Source organism: Flavobacterium arabinosi (assembly GCF_048158725.1).
Lineage (GTDB): Bacteria > Bacteroidota > Bacteroidia > Flavobacteriales > Flavobacteriaceae > Flavobacterium > Flavobacterium arabinosi.
On sequence record NZ_JBLNKX010000001.1, the window covers coordinates 67,386 to 88,187 of the forward strand.

At 33.2% G+C, this 20,802-nt stretch carries 10 protein-coding genes; all 10 read right to left on the reverse strand.

Translation table 11 applies throughout. From position 1 onward, the window contains the following. Positions 1-127: 127 nt before the first annotated feature. On the reverse strand, positions 128-1,453 hold the full coding sequence (xylA, locus tag ACM55K_RS00310) for a xylose isomerase (RefSeq protein ID WP_416848242.1): 1,326 nt from the start codon (positions 1,451-1,453) through the stop codon (positions 128-130). Between the two features lie 4 nt (positions 1,454-1,457). After that, positions 1,458-2,945 (reverse strand): xylulokinase, encoded by a 1,488-nt coding sequence (locus tag ACM55K_RS00315; RefSeq protein WP_416848243.1) that lies wholly within the window; start codon positions 2,943-2,945, stop codon positions 1,458-1,460. Between the two features lie 4 nt (positions 2,946-2,949). After that, complete coding sequence (locus ACM55K_RS00320; RefSeq protein WP_416848244.1) at positions 2,950-3,951, reverse strand: GntR family transcriptional regulator; 1,002 nt, start codon at positions 3,949-3,951, stop codon at positions 2,950-2,952. A 311-nt stretch (positions 3,952-4,262) separates the two neighbouring features. After that, complete coding sequence (locus ACM55K_RS00325) at positions 4,263-6,020, reverse strand: RagB/SusD family nutrient uptake outer membrane protein (RefSeq protein WP_416848245.1); 1,758 nt, start codon at positions 6,018-6,020, stop codon at positions 4,263-4,265. Positions 6,021-6,049: 29 nt separating this feature from the next. Continuing rightward, complete coding sequence (locus ACM55K_RS00330; protein WP_416848246.1) at positions 6,050-9,241, reverse strand: SusC/RagA family TonB-linked outer membrane protein; 3,192 nt, start codon at positions 9,239-9,241, stop codon at positions 6,050-6,052. Positions 9,242-9,261: 20 nt separating this feature from the next. After that, positions 9,262-10,734, reverse strand: coding sequence for a fasciclin domain-containing protein (locus tag ACM55K_RS00335; RefSeq protein ID WP_416848247.1), 1,473 nt, complete (start codon positions 10,732-10,734; stop codon positions 9,262-9,264). A 40-nt stretch (positions 10,735-10,774) separates the two neighbouring features. Continuing rightward, positions 10,775-12,571, reverse strand: a complete 1,797-nt coding sequence (locus ACM55K_RS00340; protein ID WP_416848248.1) for a fasciclin domain-containing protein — start codon at positions 12,569-12,571, stop codon at positions 10,775-10,777. Between the two features lie 11 nt (positions 12,572-12,582). Further along, on the reverse strand, positions 12,583-14,094 hold the full coding sequence (locus ACM55K_RS00345; RefSeq protein ID WP_416848249.1) for a RagB/SusD family nutrient uptake outer membrane protein: 1,512 nt from the start codon (positions 14,092-14,094) through the stop codon (positions 12,583-12,585). An 18-nt stretch (positions 14,095-14,112) separates the two neighbouring features. Further along, positions 14,113-17,391, reverse strand: a complete 3,279-nt coding sequence (locus tag ACM55K_RS00350; RefSeq protein WP_416848250.1) for a SusC/RagA family TonB-linked outer membrane protein — start codon at positions 17,389-17,391, stop codon at positions 14,113-14,115. A 1-nt stretch (position 17,392) separates the two neighbouring features. Beyond that, on the reverse strand, positions 17,393-19,546 hold the full coding sequence (locus ACM55K_RS00355; RefSeq protein WP_416848251.1) for a fasciclin domain-containing protein: 2,154 nt from the start codon (positions 19,544-19,546) through the stop codon (positions 17,393-17,395). Positions 19,547-20,802 lie beyond the last annotated feature (1,256 nt).

A 20,802-nucleotide genomic window follows, 5' to 3' on the forward strand; every position in this document is an offset into this window, starting at 1 on the left:
AGCTTATTTTTATTCTTAAAATAAGGTCATAAAAAAATGAAACCAACAATTAGTTTTTTAAAATTTAAATAACTAATTATTGGTTCCATTTTTATCCAAGACATATAAAAACAGTCTAAACTAAGTTTTATATGTATTGATTTATAATGTTTTCAAAAAGTTCTTGTTTTCCACTTTGCAAATTAAGCTCTCCATTCTCTTGAGCAATTTTGTATAAAGCTTGTAAGTCTAACTTTCCTTCTTCAAAAGCTTTCCCGTTCCCAGAATCAAAAGAACGGTATCTTTCAGTTCTCAATTTTTCGTAAGGAGATGACGTAATAATTTTATCTGCAGTTAATAACGCTCTTGCAAATGTATCAGCTCCACCAATATGCGCAAGAAAAACATCTTCCATATCTGTAGAATTTCTTCTGATTTTAGCATCAAAATTAATTCCACCACCTTGCAAACCACCTGCTTTCAAGAATACCAACATGGCCTCAGTTGTTTCCTGAATGTTATTAGGAAATTGATCGGTATCCCATCCGTTTTGGTAATCCCCTCTATTCGCGTCTAAACTTCCCAACATACCTGCTTTTGCAGCAGTTTCAATTTCGTGTTGAAATGTGTGTTGTGCCAATGTTGCGTGATTTACCTCAATATTCATTTTGAAATCTTTCTCTAAACCATATTCACGCAAAAACCCAATAGCAGTGGCACAATCAAAATCATATTGATGTTTCATAGGCTCCATTGGTTTTGGCTCAATAAAGAAATTCCCTTTAAATCCTTGTGCTCTCGCATAATCTCTTGCTTGTGCCAAAAATTGTCCCATATGCTCCAATTCTCTTCCCATATTTGTATTTAGCAAAGTCATATATCCTTCACGGCCTCCCCAAAACACATAGTTTTCACCACCTAATGCAATAGTAGCATCTAGAGCCAATTTTACTTGTCCTCCTGCCCTTGCCAATACATTAAAGTCTGGATTGGTAGCTGCACCATTCATATAACGTGGATTAGAAAAGCAGTTTGCAGTTCCCCAAAGTAATTTAATTCCTGATGCTGCTTTTTTCTCTTTCAAATATTCTGTAATGGTAGCCAAACGTCTTTCAGATTCTGCAAAAGTTGGTCCTTCTTGAATCAAATCATAATCATGAAAACAAAAATAATCAAAGCCCATTTTACTGATAAATTCAAATGCAGCATCCGCTTTATCTTTTGCGGCTTGAAGCGGATCTGATGATTGATCCCAAGCAAAATTTTGTGTTCCCGGTCCAAATGGATCTGAACCTTGACCGCAGAATGAATGCCAATAGGCTATTGCAAATCTAAAATGTTCGCGCATTGTTTTACCCGCTACTACTTGCTCTGGGTTATAGTATTTAAAAGCCAGAGGATTATCTGATTCTTTTCCTTCAAACTGAATTTTACCAATTCCTTTGTAATATTCTTTATTCCCTAAAACTATCATTTTGTTATTTTTTATGAGTTAGTATTAATTCTAATTCTTTTTTCCACTGTTTATAAGCCGCTTCATAAGGTTCCTTATTTTTTAAAGGCATAAAGGTCATTACATGATCATTTTTAGTAATGCTTGAGCCAAATTTTTCAAAGTCGCCATCTGTCAAGCCTACTGCTCTTGCCGCTCCTATCGCTCCTGTTGTATCATAAATTTCTATTTCGTGACCAATCAAAGTTCCAACAGTATTTGAAAAAATTTCAGACCTAAATAAATTATCATTTCCTGCTCGTATAACATCAATTGTGGCATTATCCTCTTTTAAAACTTCCATTCCATAAACAAATGAAAAAGCAATCCCTTCTAAAGAGGCTCTAAACAAATGCGCATTACTATGGGTATTTAAATTTAGATTTAAGAAATGGGTTCCTATATTTTTATTGTTAAACATTCGCTCTGCTCCGTTCCCAAATGGAATAACAACAACTCCGTCTGAACCTACGGCAATTTCCGAGGCCTTTCTATTCATCGATTCATAGGTTTCAGTACCCATATTATTTCTCAACCATCTATATTGAATTCCTGCCCCATTGATATTGAGCAACTTCCCGATTCTTGGTTTCGATTTTTCATAATTTACATGTACAAAATTATTAACTCTAGTACCTTTTTGTTCCAATAAACTGTCGGTTACTGCATAGAATACTCCTGAAGTTCCGCCTGTTGCTGCGACTTCACCCGGATTAAATACATTTAATGATAATGCATTGTTGGGCTGGTCTCCAGCTCTATACACCACAGGAATACCAATAGGAAGCCCTACTTCTTTTGACGCTTGTTCATTTAAAAGTCCCTGATTGGTAAAATTATCTACAATGGTTGGTGTCAACGATGGATCAATACCATAATAATCCAACAACCAATCGGCAACCTTATTTTCTTTATAGTCCCAAAGCATCCCTTCGGACAATCCGTTTTTGGTGGTTGCTATTTCTCCAGTCAGTTTACAGGCAATAAAATCTCCCGGTAACATATACTTATAAATCTTATCATAAATTGTGGGTTCATTATCTTTCACCCATTTTAATTTTGAGGCTGTAAAATTACCCGGTGAATTCAATAAATGAGTGGCACATTTTTGTTCTCCTAATGCTGCGAAAGCCTTGTTGCCAATTTCTACCGCCCTGCTATCACACCATATTATAGCATTTCGCAATGGGCTGTGTTTTTCGTCAACAATAACCAATCCATGCATTTGATACGAGATACCAATACCTGTTATCATAGCAGCATCAACATTGGATTCCTTAATGGCTCTTTTTGTTGCCACGCATATATGTTGCCACCACATTTCAGGATCTTGTTCGGCCCAATTTGGGTGTAATGACACAATCTCCATTTCATTTTGAGGTTCGTGTAGAACAACTATTTTTTTTCCCGTTTTTGCTTCTACCAAGGCTACCTTGATGGAAGAACTTCCTATATCATATCCTATATAATACATAAATTTATAATGATTCTCTTATTATTAAATTTGTTGATACATAATATTGCATCGGTTCGTCTTTTGCAATAAACTCAGCTCCTTTAGTTCCTAATTCTTTAAAATCTGTAGTTATCACCGAGATGCCTTTGTAAATGAATTTTTTCATAGGGGTTTCATTGTAAGATAAGAAGCCCACATCTTTTCCTGGTTCAAAGTCTTTTTCTCTACATTGTTCTAAGAATATTCCAAGAATTCTGTCACTTACACTTATATACGCCTTATTTTTTTCTATAATAAAATCGTTGGGATTTGTAATAATCTTGTATTTAAAATTAAATTCTTTACAAAAAATTTTAAAAAAAGTAACGGTCTCTATTGGATGATTTGTAAAAGCTGGATAGACAAAATCAATCCCTTCATATTTTCTAAATAGATCAACAGCCCCTTTCAAAGATTCGAAAAAGGCTTTTCCAAAATCTTGAAAAACATAATTATTTTTAGGTTTTGAATGTATATTCCAATCAATGAGCAATAGTTTCTCATTAGGAATATTGGTCAAGACAGTAGCTACTTCTTTATCATCAAAATTCATCACTACATATTTATAATACTTCCCAACACTGTTGTTAATGATGGTTTTAAAATTCTCTATGTTATAATGATGAAACTGAACATCCGTAATAATGTTATCTGGTAAATTATCTACAAATGAATGATACAAAACTTCTTTATATGCCTTAAACGTATCCAGTACTAACAGCACTTTTCTGGTTTCTCCAGCAACATAATACCCTTTATTGGGAACGGACTCAATAACCTTTTGCTCTTTTAATACTGAATAGGCTTTAAAAACTGTATCTCGGGACAATTGATTGTTTTTACAAATACTGTTTACCGAAGGCAATAAATCCCCAACACCCAAAATGTTTTCAGCTACAGCATTATTTATAGCATTTACTATTTGTTGATATTTAGGAATATCACTATCGTGACTAATTAATAACTTAAAGTTTTTCTCGCTCATAATAACCGTACTGTTCTGTTCCGGTATGCAAAAGTAATTATTATTTTTAAAACACAAATAATTCTCTTAAATATTATTAAAAACCAATCTGCTTTGACTTGATAAAGTGTGAAAATTGTAGATTTTGCTTTCTTGTATGAAAATTATAAAACAACACATTTTTACAATAAAAAAACTCGCTGGAAGTAAATACATAGATTTACCTCCAACGAGTTTTTAATATTAATTTTTAACTCAAAAGAGTTGATGGAAATCCTTAATTTGCATTAGAAGGACTATAACCCATATTACTTCAGATGAGCATATTCATTTTATTTCCAAGTAAATGGCAAGTACCAGTTGCTTGGATTCATTAATTTAGCTCTTACTGTAGCAGCTTCACCATTACCTTCTTTATTCAATTTATCGTAGATTTTATCAGCTAAGAAAGCTGGATCGTTTCTACGTCTAGCAACACGCACTAAATCTTCCCAACGGTTTCCTTCGTAAGCCAAATCCAAAGCAGCTTCATCAATGATGTTATTTTCAATTGAAATTAAACTGTCTACTGTCACTACTGCAGCTTTTATTAGATTAGCACGTCCGTTTCTAATACCTCCACCACGATACCAATTAGCTCTATAGTAAGGAAATTCTCCTTGGCGAGCATCAAAATCATAAGGAAAACCTGGCTTAGTCTTCATAGCATTAGTCACATCAGCTGTAGAACTATTAAGTGCCCCCCGATTATAAGCACTTTTTATACCATCATTTAAAATAGCATCAGCAATTCGATGTTGATTATCTCTATTTGCAGCTTCAGCATAACGCAAATGCAATTTTTCTGCACGATATAAAAACCAATCTCCTTCCGTTTTAAACGGATCGGCAGCAGTTTCAGATTTGTAAAGGTATTTCATGATAACAGGATCACCACCTACAATCTTATACGTAAATTTTGGACCACGTGCATCATAAGGAATGCCATTTCGTTGCGTTTGACTATTCCAAAGCTCTATTGCTCGTTGCGATGGTTTGGCTAAATAATTACCAGACGTTTTTGAAAAAATAGCGATAAAAGGATTTGCAGGTGCAAACCTACTATCAAAAGGCAATGACCAAATCCATTCGGTATTCCATACAGCATCTTTGCTTCTAGCAAAAATAGACCTCCAACCTTGTGTATCAGTATTAAGCAAAGTAGTCACATCTGGACTTCTTGTATAATTAACAAGTAAATCATTATTACCACTACCAGCAAAATTACTTATACGATACACCTCATAACGCTCAGTATCACTTCCACTAGTAGATGCAGTCTCCAAAACGGTTTTATAATGTGAAGCTGCTTTTAAATAGTCGCCTTTCCAAAGTTCTAAATCTCCTAATAGACACTCCTTATTAATAAAGAATTTTGCTGTATAATACCCATCAACAGTAATTACTAAACTACTTCCTGCTTCATATTGTTTTTTATAAGTAAGTCCCTCTGTAAAAGTAACCAGCTTATCCACAAGTTGACTAAGAGGAATTCTTGGATATTTACTTACATTTTTAACGTCATCTAAGGTTTCAATAGGTTCTGTGATATAAGGTACACTTCCAAAGTGTATCCCTAATTGCAAGTAAACCCAAGAACGAATGCATCCCACATCGGCGTAACGTTGCTCGTACTGCGCCTGTGTAAATTTTTTATTAGCGAGCATGATGTCGAAATTTTTAAGCGCATCATTACAATTCTGAATTACTTCATAAAATTGTTTCGGATTAATATATGGATTTTCTGCCGTTTCATTATGCTCAGACAATTCCTTTAAATAAGGACTTGAATTTCTTGTTGTAGTCATTAAATCCGCGCGCATTTCGTTAAGAATTACGTGCTTTTCTGCAAGAGCCATGAATTTACCATAAATCCCTATTACAGCAGCATCAGCATCAAATACATCTCGATATACTTGAACTCCCGTAAGCTTATCCTCGGGTTGCACATCCAGATAGTCTTGACAAGAGCCTAGGCTAAGTAGCAGCACCATAACCGATAGTATGGATGTGATGCTTTTTGTTGTTTTTGTTTTAATTGTTGTTATCATCTGTATGTTATTTCTGTAGTGTAAATAATTTAAAGTCCTAGACGTAGTCCTAGTTGCAATGTTCTGAATTGAGGAGCTAAACCTATATCTGTTCCTTGGCCAAATATAGATGAAGTAGCACTGAATTCAGGATCATACCCAAGATATTTAGTAAACGTAAACAAGTTATTAGCACTGGCATAAAGCTTGATATATTTAACGTGCTTCATGTCCTTTACAGCAAAATCATATCCTAACACTACCGTTTTAAGTCTTAAATAAGAACCGTCTTCAATCCATCTGTTTGAAAATTCTGCATTCCCCATTGGATCTCCCCAAGTTGCTTTTGGAATATCAGTTGGTTGTCCTTCTACTCTCCAACGATTAGCAACAGCAGTACTTTGGTTTTCGTATCCACTCATTTTTTCCAGATTGTAACGCAATCCATTATAAATGTCATTCCCAATCGAGAAATTAAACAAACCTTGAAGACTAAAACGCTTGTAAGTAATATCAGCTGAGAAACTACCTACTACATCTGGATTAGGATTCCCAATGACCATACGGTCCTTGTTATCTATTACCTTATCATTATTAGCATCTGTAAATCGCATATCACCAGCTGTAAAAGGAACTAATTCCCCATTTGACAAACGTTTATTCAAACCAGCTGTAGCAGCTTCGGCAGCAGTACTATATACTCCGTTACTATTTAAACCATAGAATAAATTAGCATCTTTACCTACTGATGTCAAATAAGTAGCTCCAGCAAATTGAGTAAGTATATCACCACTTGGTAAGCTTTGAATTTCGTTTTTGTAACGACTTAAATTCAAATCAAAATCAAAAGTAAAATCAGCTGAATTAACAACACGTGCTTTCAATGCCAATTCGGCTCCTAAAGTACGCATTGCCCCACTATTGGAAACAGCATAATCAAATCCACTTGCATTACTAACTGTTTCATAAATAATCATGTTCTCCGTTTTATTGGAAAACACATCAAATGAAGCATTAATACGCTCATTCAATATACCTAAATCAGCACCTAAATTGAGTTTTTTTATCGTTTCCCATTCTAAGTTTGGATTTCCAATATTTCCTCTTACCAGACCTTGCATACCCAATAAATTTTGAGAAACATAGTATTGTTGTGCAGTAAAGTTTCCTATATCATCATTACCGCTATGACCATAACTAGCTCTAAGCTTTAAATAATCAATAGCCTTTAAATTTTTCATAAAGCCTTCAGATGACACTAACCAAGCTCCCGTTATGGAAGTCATAAGTGCAAATTTATCAGCCTCATCTGACTTTTTATCTCCAAATCTACTTGATCCATCGACTGCATAACTTGTTGTCAAGAAATACTTGTGACGGTAGTTGTAATTTGCGCTGGCATAAACATTTAACCAATTCCATTCTCCTAAGGCTCCTCCTACTTGACGAAGCAAGCTAGATCCAGCACTTACACTTTTAAAATCATCCGTAGAAGAATTGAAACCTAAACCTAAATCACTTTCTGATTTATTACTTTGAGTTCTAACTCCAAAACGTACCTCTAAGTTGTTGTCATTATTGAAATTTTTAAAGTAGTTAGCATAAGTATCCGTATAAAGACTTTTGTAACTTTGAACTTCACTTCCTGAACGATTCGTTCCTATAGCGGTGGGAAGAACAATATTAGCTACTCCATAATCTGGAATAAAGAAGGTTTCTCTTTCTTTATTAAATGTTAATCCTAAGATAGAACTAATATTCCAAGCCTTATTTAAAGCATAGTTGAATTTAAAATTACCAAAGAAGCGGTAATTATTGTTAGTTCCAAAACCATTCTTTAAAATCGCATTTGGGTTACTTACATTAAAATAATCTACATCAGCCAAATTCGGCGACACTTCACCAGCGTCATCAATATTCTGCTGATTTAAAAATGGTGACTTAGTAAGTGCTAAATAAATAGGACTTGTTTTGTAAGCAAATCCTTGATCCCATTGATTCTGAGTATTATTGATAAAAGACAGGTTAGCATCTACAGTAAGTTTCTCTGTTAATCTTAATGCTGCATTTAAACGAGTACTGTATTTTGTTGTATTGGTTTGTTGAACAATCCCCTTACTATCAAGATAACCTACAGACAAACCAAACTTTGCTATATCATCTCCTCCACGAACTTTTAAGAAATAATTTTGATTTGTACTTGCCTTAAAAACTTGATCTTGCCAATTCGTATTATTGTGATATTTATAATACCCTACAGAACCTACATTATCGTTCATATAAGGCAAAGCGGCAACCTGCTGTTGTGATAGACCACGAGAGGCTTCTAATTGAGATAGATGCGTACGGTAGCCATCTGCATCAAGCAAAGGCAACTGATCAGGAGCTTGATTTATCCCTCCATACATAGTAAAATCAATTTTAGTTGATAGTTCTGTAGCACGAGTAGTAGTAATATTAATTACTCCATTAGCTCCTTTAGTACCGTATAAGGATGATCCATCTTTAATAACAGTTACATCCTCAATATCTTTAACATCTATATTAGTTAAAGGAGAAGAAACATTATTTTGTACAATTCCTGAGCCATAATCTTCATCATCATAAATCATTCCATCTACAATAATCAAAGGTTTGTTAGTAGCATACAATGAGTTAAAACCTCGTAGTGATAAATAGGTACCTGCTCCTGGAGTTCCAGAGTTTCTAACCGTGTTTAACCCTGCTACTTTTCCTTGAAGAAAACCTCCAACAGATTCATTTACAGGACTAGACCATTGATTTTTTTTAAAACTAACAACGCTATTTGCACCCGTATTATCATATTGCATTTTTTCTCCAGAAGGAAGATTAGCGATTTGATAAGCAGGGGCATAATAAGGCTCACTTAGGAATATTTCTATTCCTGATTCTTGTTTCTTTAAAGCGTATACTTTAGCTTGAAAATCTTCACTACTAATTTTAAGTATTGCTTCTAAATTTGGTACTCTAATTTCAAAGCTACCATCATCATTCGTTATGGCTGCCGAAAATCCCTCGACAGCAATGTTAATTCCTGATAAAGCAACTTTGGTTTTTGCATTTTTGACAACGCCTTTAACTAAAATTCCTTTTACTTTTTTATTTGTAGTTGTGATTGCAGTAGTAGTTGAATCCTGAGCCTCTTGTGCATACAATGGCACATAGAGTTCCCCGGCAAAAAACATGCTTACTAGGCAGGTTAGTTTTATAATTTTTAGCATAACTAATTTTTTATAGAATATTATTTAAGGACAGGAACAAATTTCAAATAATCAAGAGTGAGGGAGTTGTTCCCGTTTGTGGTAGTATTGGCACCGATTAGTGAAATAAAATTAATATCACGAGCTTTATCAAGTGTAAATTCACCAATAAGAACTTCTTCATAGAAATTAAGTTCTACATTTATATAAGGAAATGTAACAATTAAATCAGTAAAATTTGTAAAATTATTAACCACTTGAGTTTTTCCATAAAGACTTACACGTTGTTGAAAAACATTTGTTTGCTCATTTATAGCCCTCCAATATACTTTATATTTAGTACTGTAAAAATCTTTCGCACTATAAGTAATCCAAGGTAGCGAAGCCCCAGGATTAAGTACATTGAGATCACTATATAGGGTACCTAATAATGGATCTCTTCTTTCACGATAATAAATCGAACTACGAGTAGCATTGAAAAAATTATCATTCTTTTCTCCTTCAATTTTTGTGGTAACCAAACGTTTTGCTAGAGGAACATCAACTTTTTTCATGATGTAAACTATACCATTGCTTAACTGTATTGGTTCACCTACAATTTGTGTTTTGTCAACAGGAACCTCAACACCAAATCTTGAAATTAAAGTTGCCGGCAATTCATTCAATTTATAGGCTTTAGGATAAGCCATGTCTCTCAAAGTAAAAAACTTGGAATAAATTGCCGTTGAATCAATTGTAGGAACATTTGATGTCTTAATTAAATAAGGCTTCAACTTATCCACTTCAGCATTATACCCAGCGTCTTGCATCAAGAATAAAGTATATGAATTTTTCTCGTTATTCAAATTATACACATTTCTCAAATACGAATTAGATAATGAATCCGCAAGAAATCCAGGAATGGCACCTGCTTTAGCATCAATATCAGCTTTATAAATACTAAAATCTTTTAAGCTCAATAAGTAATCGCTTGTTGCCGAAACACCTGCTTTAGAATTTATATACTGCCAAATGTTCAATTTAGGCGTAAGTGCTTTATTAATGATGTGAAAAACTCCATTAGCCGCATAGTGATCCGCTGTTACAATAGTAGCATCATCAATCATAGTACTTCCTGTGAATGTTAAGTATTTATCACTGAACATTTTTATTTGTGTTTTCCCCCCACTTCTTACCGAAGAATAAGCGGTTAAAGCAATATGATTTGCAACAAATAGTTTAAGTGCCTTAGCATCATTAAGAATGGATTTATCCAACTGATAGATAGCCTCATTAGTAGGAGCAAAAACGGTATAGGTCTTAGATTCAGACAGGATTTTGTCATATCCCGTTTGAACGAGTAACGCTCCAAACATGGATACTTCATTTGTATTTGCAATTGCCTCGCTCAGATTAACACCTAGATTTGCATCGCCATTATTTTCACGATCATCCCAAGGATTAGAACAAGAGACTAAGGCTATAGTTAACAAGCTAGCCAATAGTCTTTTATAATTTAAATTTAATACGATCATTTTTACTTGATTAAGTTTGTACTTGTACACTTTTATAATTTTAATAACCACTATTACTATTATCGCCGTTTGTGGCTTCTGCTCTTTGAACTAAATTACTAGTCCCTGAAACTGGAAAACCTTTTTTAAATTTTGGCCATATTTGATCCATCTCTACTGGACGAAACTCGACCATATCGAATCTGTCTGCATCAGCTGCACTACAACCGGAACAAGCATCTGTAGTAAATTTAATTTTATGTCTTCCTGTTGTTGGTACTTCTACAATACCTACAAGTCTACAATTAACATTATCTGCTTTAACAAATGGATATATATAACGTTTGTAACCTTGCGACTCTAGCACTCTATCGGCTATTCCCGTTGTAGTAGAAGAAGGATCATTTGCAAATTCTAAATGGTTGATAATCCTAGAAGTTTGCACACCATCAAAAAATACCTTTGTATTAGTAGAAGCTTTAGAAGTTGCTGCACGGTAAGATACCCATATTTTATAACGGCCTTTAATAATTACGGGGGTATTAAATTCAATATCATTCAAACCTCCTGTACCAGTACGAAAACGAAAAATATTAAAAAGATCCCCATTAACTGCCCCACTATAAGGTTGCCAAGACATATTATATGTTGCATTTCCTGTCCAGGTAACATTACTAAGTCCTCCTAATATAAAATTGAAAGATGCTCCTCCAACTTTTCTGTAATTAGCAACATTTGCAGCCATTTCTGGTTGATTACATAAATCAAAATAAACTGGTGATGCAACGCGCTTTTTGATTGAGAAATTTCCATCCACATAATGCAATACTCCATTAGAAGAAGTCTCGTCACTACTGTTTCTTATAATACCAATCCCTTTTTCAAGTACTCCATTAAAAACATCCTCATTTAATAAAATATCTTGTTTAATTAATTTTGAACTTATTACTTCCAACGGAGCCTTTGTAACAAACACTGGAGTTGTTGCAAAATCAGCTAAATAACTTAAACTAGGTATTATACGATATTGTACATACAAATTCAGACTATCTGCAGCTTTCGTAGGATCTCCTTGGCTATATCTTAGTTTTAAATTCTCTAAAGTATTTAATTTAATTGTAACATTATTTTTAGGATTTTTCCATGTAGTGTTTTCAAATACTGCATTAGATTGTGCTAAAACTGTTAAAAAACTACCAACTTTATTAGCATCATAAGTAATCGGTTGGTTTAGTTTCTCATACCATCCAGTAGCTTTTAAAACTTCCGTAAACAAAGATAGATTTGGATCAGCTTCTATAGTCTGTGCCAAAGTTTTATCGGCAACACGTAATACTTTATCAATAACATGGATCACACCATTCCCTGCTTCTACGTTAGAAGCTATAATTTTTGATGTTTTATTGATAGTTATACTAGAAACGTCATTGCTATTAGCTGCTCCAGTTATTAAATATTGACCCTGTAAAGTAGGCGTTACAATTTTTCCGTCAGTAAAATCAGTAGTACTAATTTTTTTATCTAAAATATGCAGTTTAGCTATATTTTGTAAATCTACTAATGGCACATCCTTTAATGAAGCAGCACCAACAGCTGTTAAATATTGCTTTACAGCATCATTAGTAGGAAGAAATAAGGTATACGTACCATAAGTATTCATAAATGATGCGTAATTAGTAATCTCCAGAATCTCTAAAAACATAGAATAATCTGGATTAGCTCTTAAATATTCGGTTATATTAAGAGTTTCATCAGTACTTTGTTTTATTTTTTCAGGTGTACAGTTCAGAAACACTATAGTTATAAAAAACACTAAAGTAAGTCTCAATAGGCTAGGCAATCTTAAAAATCTTTTCATGACTTATTTTTTTATTTATAAAATGGATTTTGTACAAGTGCTTTATTAGTATAAAGTTCATACGTATTAATAGGTAAATAGTGACTGTTTGGATCCCTTAATTTTGCAATAATTGATTGTTGTAGATTTGCTGGTGCAGTTGCGACAGCTAAATCAATTAACAATTGTTTACGTTCGTATTTATTAGCTCGGGCAACACGCAATAAATCATACCAACGTTTTCCTTCAAAAGCAAATTCACGGGCACGTTCCGCTAATATATAATCAATAATACCATTAGTATCAATTGAACCAACAGTTTGTGATGTTTGTGCAAGGGCTTTACGGTTAGCTCGAATATCAGTAATATTCTTAATTGCAGCTTTCCCATTCTCATCCCCTCCTATTCTTGCTAAAGCTTCAGATTGCATCAACAACACATCAGCATAACGATACACAAACCAATGCGTATCTGAATCTTGCAAGGCTTTTCGATCATCACTATTTAAACCAGTGAATTTATAAATTTCGCCTGTTGCGCCAACCAATGATGCTCTATCCCCACGAATATCTTTTTTATTAACAGGATCATCAAAATCGATTCCAAAAACATTATCCATCAAAAGTCCATCAGCCTTAAATTCTGGTCTTAGATAAAAGAGACTATAAAATGGTCCTCTATTAGATGTGGTGTATTGAAATTCAAAAATACTTTCAGTAGAATTTCCTTTAGCAAATACGGTATTAAACCAAGTGCTAGCCGAAGCTTCTATCAATTTAAATTTTCCTGAACCAGTCACCTTTTTTGTAGCTGCTAGCGCTGATGGATAATCTTCTGTCCATAAATAAACATCTGCTAACATTGCATTAATAGCGTAAGTTGTTATACGCCCTTTGCTTGAAGCAATATCTCCGTAATCTTCAACAGCATATTCATCCGCTTGTTTCAAATCTTTAATTACCTGCGCAAAAACTTCACTTTGGGTACTAGTCGCTATTTGAAAATTATCTTGATCACTTAAAGTAGCCGTTAATTTTAATGGCACATCTTTAAAAGTACGAGCCAATGTAAAGTACAAATACCCTCTAATTGCCAATGCTTCCGAAAGAAAATGTTTTAATTGTATATCAGTTAAGGTTGGATCTTCATTTTTAACCGCAGGCGCTAAATCAATTACCGCATTACAATAATTGATAGTTCTGTAAAATGCAGCCCAACTAGTTAACTCATTAGATGGAAGTATATTAGTATTAAGAATATCTCTCTCATCCTCAGTTACAAATATATCTTCAACCACCATACCGCCTCTCAATTCCCCATACATAAATAAATATTTAGTCAAAGTTAAATCGTCCACTCCTGGAGGAGAGCTTAGCATTGACGAGTAGATCCCTATCACAGCAGCCTGTATATCCTCTTTGGTTTTCCAGAATTCATCACGAACAATTCCATCCTGAGGACGTAAATCTAAATAATCATCGCACGAACTTGCCGAAACGAAAAGGATAAAGATTGCTAATATTATTTTTATTTTAGTTTGCATAAATCAAATATTTTTTATTTAAAAACGAGTTGTAAGACCAAATGTGAAACGTTTAGTAGGTGGTGTAGCGGCATTGTCAATTGAAATCCCAAAAGCACCTTTTCCCATACTTACCTCGGGATCTTGACCTCTATATTTTGTTAAAGTGTATAAGTTATCTGCAATTACATTCACCCTTAAATCTTCTAAATTTAATTTTTTTAATAGATTCTTTCCTAAACTATAACTAAGGCTAACCGAACGAAGACGAACGAATGAAGCATCTTCTACATAACGATCTGAACCTAACCAGTTATATCCTGCACCATAAACAGCTCTTGGCATATTAGTCACATCTCCTGGATTACGCCATCTAGCCAAAACTGCTGTACTTTGATTACTCCACCCATACATGTTGGTAGTTTTCATATCTGTTCCATTAATAATATCATAATCCAAACGATACGTAAAGAAAAGATTTAATTTCCATTGGGTATTAAAAGTAATATTTGGACCAAAACCTCCTGATAATTTAGGATTGCTGTTTCCTAAATACACTACATCACGGCTATCAATGTTTCCATCTTTGTTGATATCTTCATAAATAGCGTCTCCTGGTTGAAACACATAATCCGTGTTAGGATAATTGAAACGCATTAATACTTCTTGACCATTAGGTCCTACAATCACATTCCCGCTAGCATCTCTAGCTTTTGTTGCTTCAAGATCAGTATAAACTCCTTTAAATTTATATCCATAGAACGAACCAAAAGGATTATCAACCTGAAGGAAACGTTTGAATTCTCCATTCCTATCTGTATTACCTTCTTCACTTTTATAAAACTCCGATATTTCAGTAATCATGTTTTTATTACTAGAAATATTGAAATTGAAATCTACTTTCCATTTTCCTGATCTATAAGGAGTAGCATTAATTCCTATTTCCCATCCTTGATTTTTCAAAGTTCCTGCGTTTTGGTCTGATATACTACTATATCCAGAAACTGAACTTACATCAATATCTTCGAAACGAAGATCTTTAGTTGTCGTTTGATATATTTCGGCATCTATACTCAAACGCTTATTGAACATTTGAAGATTGAATCCTAAGTTTTTACCAATTTTTGTCTCCCAACGCAAATTAGTCAACTCCATATTTCCAGAAACAACACCATTAAGACCTAGATACTGCGTTTGATAATTGTTATAAACATTAAAAAAACGATAATCCTCTTTAGGTGCTCCACCTGAATGTCCATAACTCAATCTCATACTTAAGTCATCTACATTTTTTACATTTTTCATAAACGGCTCTCCAGAAATTCTCCAACGAGTTGATACAGAAGGAAAATAACCGTATCTATTATTAGCACCAAACTTTGAATTACCATCAGCTCTTATACCTACATTTATCAAATATCGGTCTAACAAACCATATTGAGCGCTAAACACAGCTCCTACATTTCTTGCCTGAGTATTTCTAGTAGATAATACCAAATCCGAATTTTGTGTTCGAGAAGGATTTGACGGATCTGTCAATAAAGACGAAGCTGTATTTGAGGTCATTACTTGATGTGCGGTATAACGAAAATCATTCGATTGTAACGATACTAACCCTTGAAAAGTTTGTTTTTCACCTATGTTGGGTGTATAAATAAAATTCGTCTTTGTAATAATGCTAGACTGGTCAGAATCAGCATCAGCAGCTCTGTTTACCACTGTTTCTGTAAAAGGACGACCTGTTGCATTTTGAGGTAAAAAAGATTTATTTTTTCTGGACGCATAATCAAACTGTAGATCAAAAGTCGACATGAATATCTTAGGAATAATATCTACACTCAAATTAAAGTGAGGAACAATACGATCTTCTGATATATCATTAGTGGCTAACTCAGCCATAGCAAGTGGATTGTAAGTACCTCCATAAGCACCTTGAACGTTTGCAGCTGGTGAGAAATAATTTGGCGTAAGATTTCCTAGTTCGTCATACTCATAAATACTCATATTTGGCATTTTAGTATAAGCAACTCCCCTTAATTTGTCTTCACTATCCTTTGAATTAACATAATTACGTTGTGTATCTGTATGGGTATAAGATATATCGGTCTTGAACTTAATACGATCAGACACCACATAATCTAAGTTTAACCTTGCATTTACTCTTTCTACACCAGTACCTATAGTAACTCCTTTCTGTTTATAATAACCTACCGAGGTAAAGTACCTTGCTTTTTGCCCTCCTCCTTGTAAAGAAAGGTTGTGATCTCCTGTAATACCTGCTTGTGTGATAGCATCTACCCAATTGGTATTTTGACTGTAGTTTTTATAAAAATACACATCTTGTGGATCGTATTGAAATTCTTTAACAAACAAAGTATTCAAAGGCACTCCGTTTCTATTCATAAATTCTTCAGGAATCAATTGTGAGTATTGATCTCCATTTAACATTGGAATAGTTGGAGGTAACTCAGAATAAGTTCCTTTATAAGTATAGGTGATTTTTGGTGCACTAACTCCTCCACGTTTAGTGGTAATCAATAAAACTCCACTGGCAGCACGAGACCCCCAAATAGCAGTAGCAGCAGCATCTTTTAGAATAGTTATAGTTTCTATATCTGAAGGTGCAATATTTAACAAAGCCGCATAACCATTTTCATCAGCAGATCCAAAATTAAAATCATCAGGTACTGAAGTTTCATAAGGCATCCCATCTACAACTATCAATGGATCTGAAGAACCTGTAATAGAAGAGGTACCACGAATACGTATCTGCATACCAGCACCAGGATCTCCACTATTAGCAACAATATCCACACCAGATAAACGTCCTTGTAAAGCTTCATCAATAGATGCTGCTTGAGTGTTTTCTAAATCCGCAGCATTGATACTAACAGCACTGGTAGTTCGATCACGATCAGCAATATTCATCAAACCATTGTTAGACACTTTTTGAGAAGTAACAACAATCTCTTTTAATGACTCAATACTGGAAACCAATTTAATCTTAATAGATTGTCTGCCATTAAGAGGCACACTTTGAGATTTATAACCAATAGTTGATATAAATAATTTATTCTTTGGATTTACACGTAATGCAAAATTTCCATCAGAATCAGTTATCACTCCCCCTACTGTACGATTTTCGCCATCCTGTTCTACAACAGTTGCTCCAGGAATACTTAAATTATCCCCTGCATCTAATACCTGACCACGAACCAAAATAGCTGTAGTGGGCTGTTGCGCTAATGCCGGTATAGCTGTCAGCAAAACAAGGGCAATTGTAAAACTGTAAAATATATTTGTAATTTTTTGTTTCATTTTATTCCGTAAATTTAAGATAGTTGTCTACTAAGTGGATTAAGGATCTATCTGCTAAGTTATTACTGCTGGCTGAAATAAAATTAGCAGCTGGATTGCTTCCTGAATTATCTTTAAATGATAATGTCCCAGGTGTGCTAATTATTTCAACATAAGTTTTATCCCCTTGAGTATTTTTTCTTAATGTTTCATACTGCCCGGTAATAAGTCCGTCACTTGAAGCTGTCTTATTAGATATGATATGGTAACGGATAAAATCGGCAATCAAATCTCTTTCTCCCTGTATTATTGTAGCAGGATTAGCAGGAAGCACTTTAGCCGTTACTGCTCTTGCAATAGCCGCAGTATTGGGCACTATAAAAGTATAAGATGTACCTAAATCAACTCCCTCAATTTTACCAGTAGTTGCGTTATATATTGAAGAATTTAATAGGTATTGATAAAAGTTATTAAATTGTGTATTACTTGCTGCTAAACGCTTAATTGCTAAACCTTGTAATTCCTCCGAATATTGAGGTAGATTATCTACATAATAAGCTATTCCATTTTGTTGTACTTCTTTTCCTGTAACATTAACAGCAGTAGCACCTGGAATAACATTACCTGCTGCGTAAATTTTGTTATTGCTCCATTTTATGTATTCACCCGGAAGATCACTATCTCCCGTACGAATAATTCCTGAAGTAGTGGCAATATTATTTAACTCTCCATTGGGTGTATAAACGATACAATTGTAGAAAAGTCTTAATAATCTATTTCTAGCATTAGTTCCTGTTATAGTTGCTCCATTTGTTGGAGAAACATAAACCCAATATAAATGGCTAGTATCGTATTCATAACCAAGACTTCTCAATATAGCATCAGATGGCAAGAAAATCGTAAATTTTTTATTTATATTACTAATCATTTCTTTGTAACCTGAACCGTCATTATATATTCTAGTTGCAAAACTATACTTAGGGTCTAAATAAGCCGAAGTATATACACTATAAAATAAATTTGATTTTTGAACTATGTTAGAACCATAAAAAAATCCGTTACTTAAAACTTTTTTATCCGTAATATTACTATTGAAATCAAATCTTAAATCCTCTTTTAAACCATTAATAAAATTTCCTTTCATACTTGGCCACACCGCACCTTGTACCATGTGCGCATTTACCAAATCTTGAAAAACATATCTAGGTAGTTTATCAATAGTATAATGCTTAAGCAAAACAGTATTTATAAAATTCTGTAAAACAGCATTTTCAGGAACAATCATAGTATAAGCATCAGCTTGACCATCATTATCCTCTACTTTTAGATAATTTTCATTATTAGGGGCAAATACTAAAGTAGGATCATAAAATCTTACATAAACATTGTCAGATTTACCAGTGAAATTTTTGTAATTAGTTGTTGCAGTTTGACTAAAAACATAAGTAATTAAATTATCCTCTATAATTTTGCGAAAAACACTGTAATTACTATTTTGTTCTAAATACTGATCTATATTCTCTAATGGAAGATTTACTTTATCTAACTCATGAATAAATCCATTTTCGGCAACAATATCTGCCTCAGTTACTTTTGAATCTAAAACATTAAATCCTGTATATTCTTTACTAGGATAGAAATAATTAAAATCATAAGAACTTAAACCTTTAGCTGTAAAATATTCCTTTGTAAAATAAGTAACATACTTATTATTATTATCTCCAGCAAACCAAGCTCCATTACGATTAGCTCCAACAGTTACTGTTGGAACTCCATTTACTATTTTAGTTTGATAACCATCATAAAACGCTGTTCTTCTTCGAAAGGCATTATCTACTACCCATCCTCTTGATGACTGATAGTCCGAAAGTTGCTCTTCTCGAAACGCATTGTATATAAGAGCATATCTTACAATCTTAGCAGCTGTAGCTGAATCAATGGCTGCCAAGTTTGAAATTCCTTTTTCCTGAAAGAATTTTGTGAACGCTTCATCATTAGGAGCCAGCATAGTCCAATATCCTGCTTTGCTTAAGATATCTTTGTAACCCGCTTTTCCTATTAAAGCCGTCAGGTTACTAAAATTGCCACGCGCCTCCAGTTGTTGGTAAATAGGAGCTTCAAGTCCTTCTGGACGCGCATAGTAGTCATCAAATACATCTTGACTACAACTGGACAAAAAAGCCAGAAACGGAAGGACAAGTAAATAATAGTGGATTTTTTTCTTCATTATAGATTAACTTATAAAATGGTGAACAAATATTTATACTTTTTTTAACTTTTTTTATGAATATTTAACATTTTCAAATTTATGAGTTCAGCTTACCACATCTATCCTGTTCTATCCTGTTTTTTTGTGTTATATAAAAAAATGGCTAATTAAATATTAATTTAATAATCTATTAACTATTATTTTCACAATATGAAACCCTTCTATTTATTAGTGTCTGGCCTCATAACTCCTTTTAACCTTTAAGCGTAAAAACAACACTTACGCATTTTAACATATATTTTGTAATTCGGAAATTTAACATATAAAAGGAGTAATTATATAATATGATTTTTTTCTAAAAAATAAAAAAAATTAATTTAATAAGATTTTTATTCCATTAATGATTGTATTTGTCAAAATGACTATTAAAAATACAGAGGCTTTACCAACTTGTTGTCTAAAATAGTATAATCGAATTACTCTTAGTTTTGCTAAAAACCTTCAATGAAACATCAAACTGTTACAACTCTCAATTAGCAATTTTTTAATGATAAAATTTCTTTTTAATAACTCGTATTTTATTGACAACAAAAAATCAAGGGCAAAAGGAATAATAAGGTGTATTAATTGAGAAGAAGGAATATATGAGAATAATGAATGGAAAATAATCCGACATTTAAATGAGGATCTAATACATCAAGGACATCATCTTAGTATATCCGCTAGGAAAATATTCTACTCATGACTATTCTCTAGAAGTAGTTTTTAATTATTTTCAAAACAATTTTTTTGACAGCATCGATTTATACGAATACAACTATACTGGATCAATACATTTTTCATAATTTTTGATAGACCAATAAATAAAATTAAATTTCTTGAAATAAATCAGGAAATTAATTTGCTTCCTATTTTATCTTTTTTTAATATTAGTAAATCCTTAGTTTTTAATAAACCATTTTGATTGTTTACAAGCTCATAAATTCAAGAAATAACTTATTCTAAATATCCGCTCAAACTTAAATTACAATATTCCTATTTACAACCTGTTTTTTTATCATATTAATTTGTTTATCTGGCTTTTTTTTAATTAGATTTACAAATGTTAAAAACACACTTGTGAATAAATTTACTAAAATCAATAAATCTAGCTTTCTCTCAAACCACATTCAAGATTGAAACCCTAAAAAACGTAGCTAAAATAAATAAAAATCTACGATTAT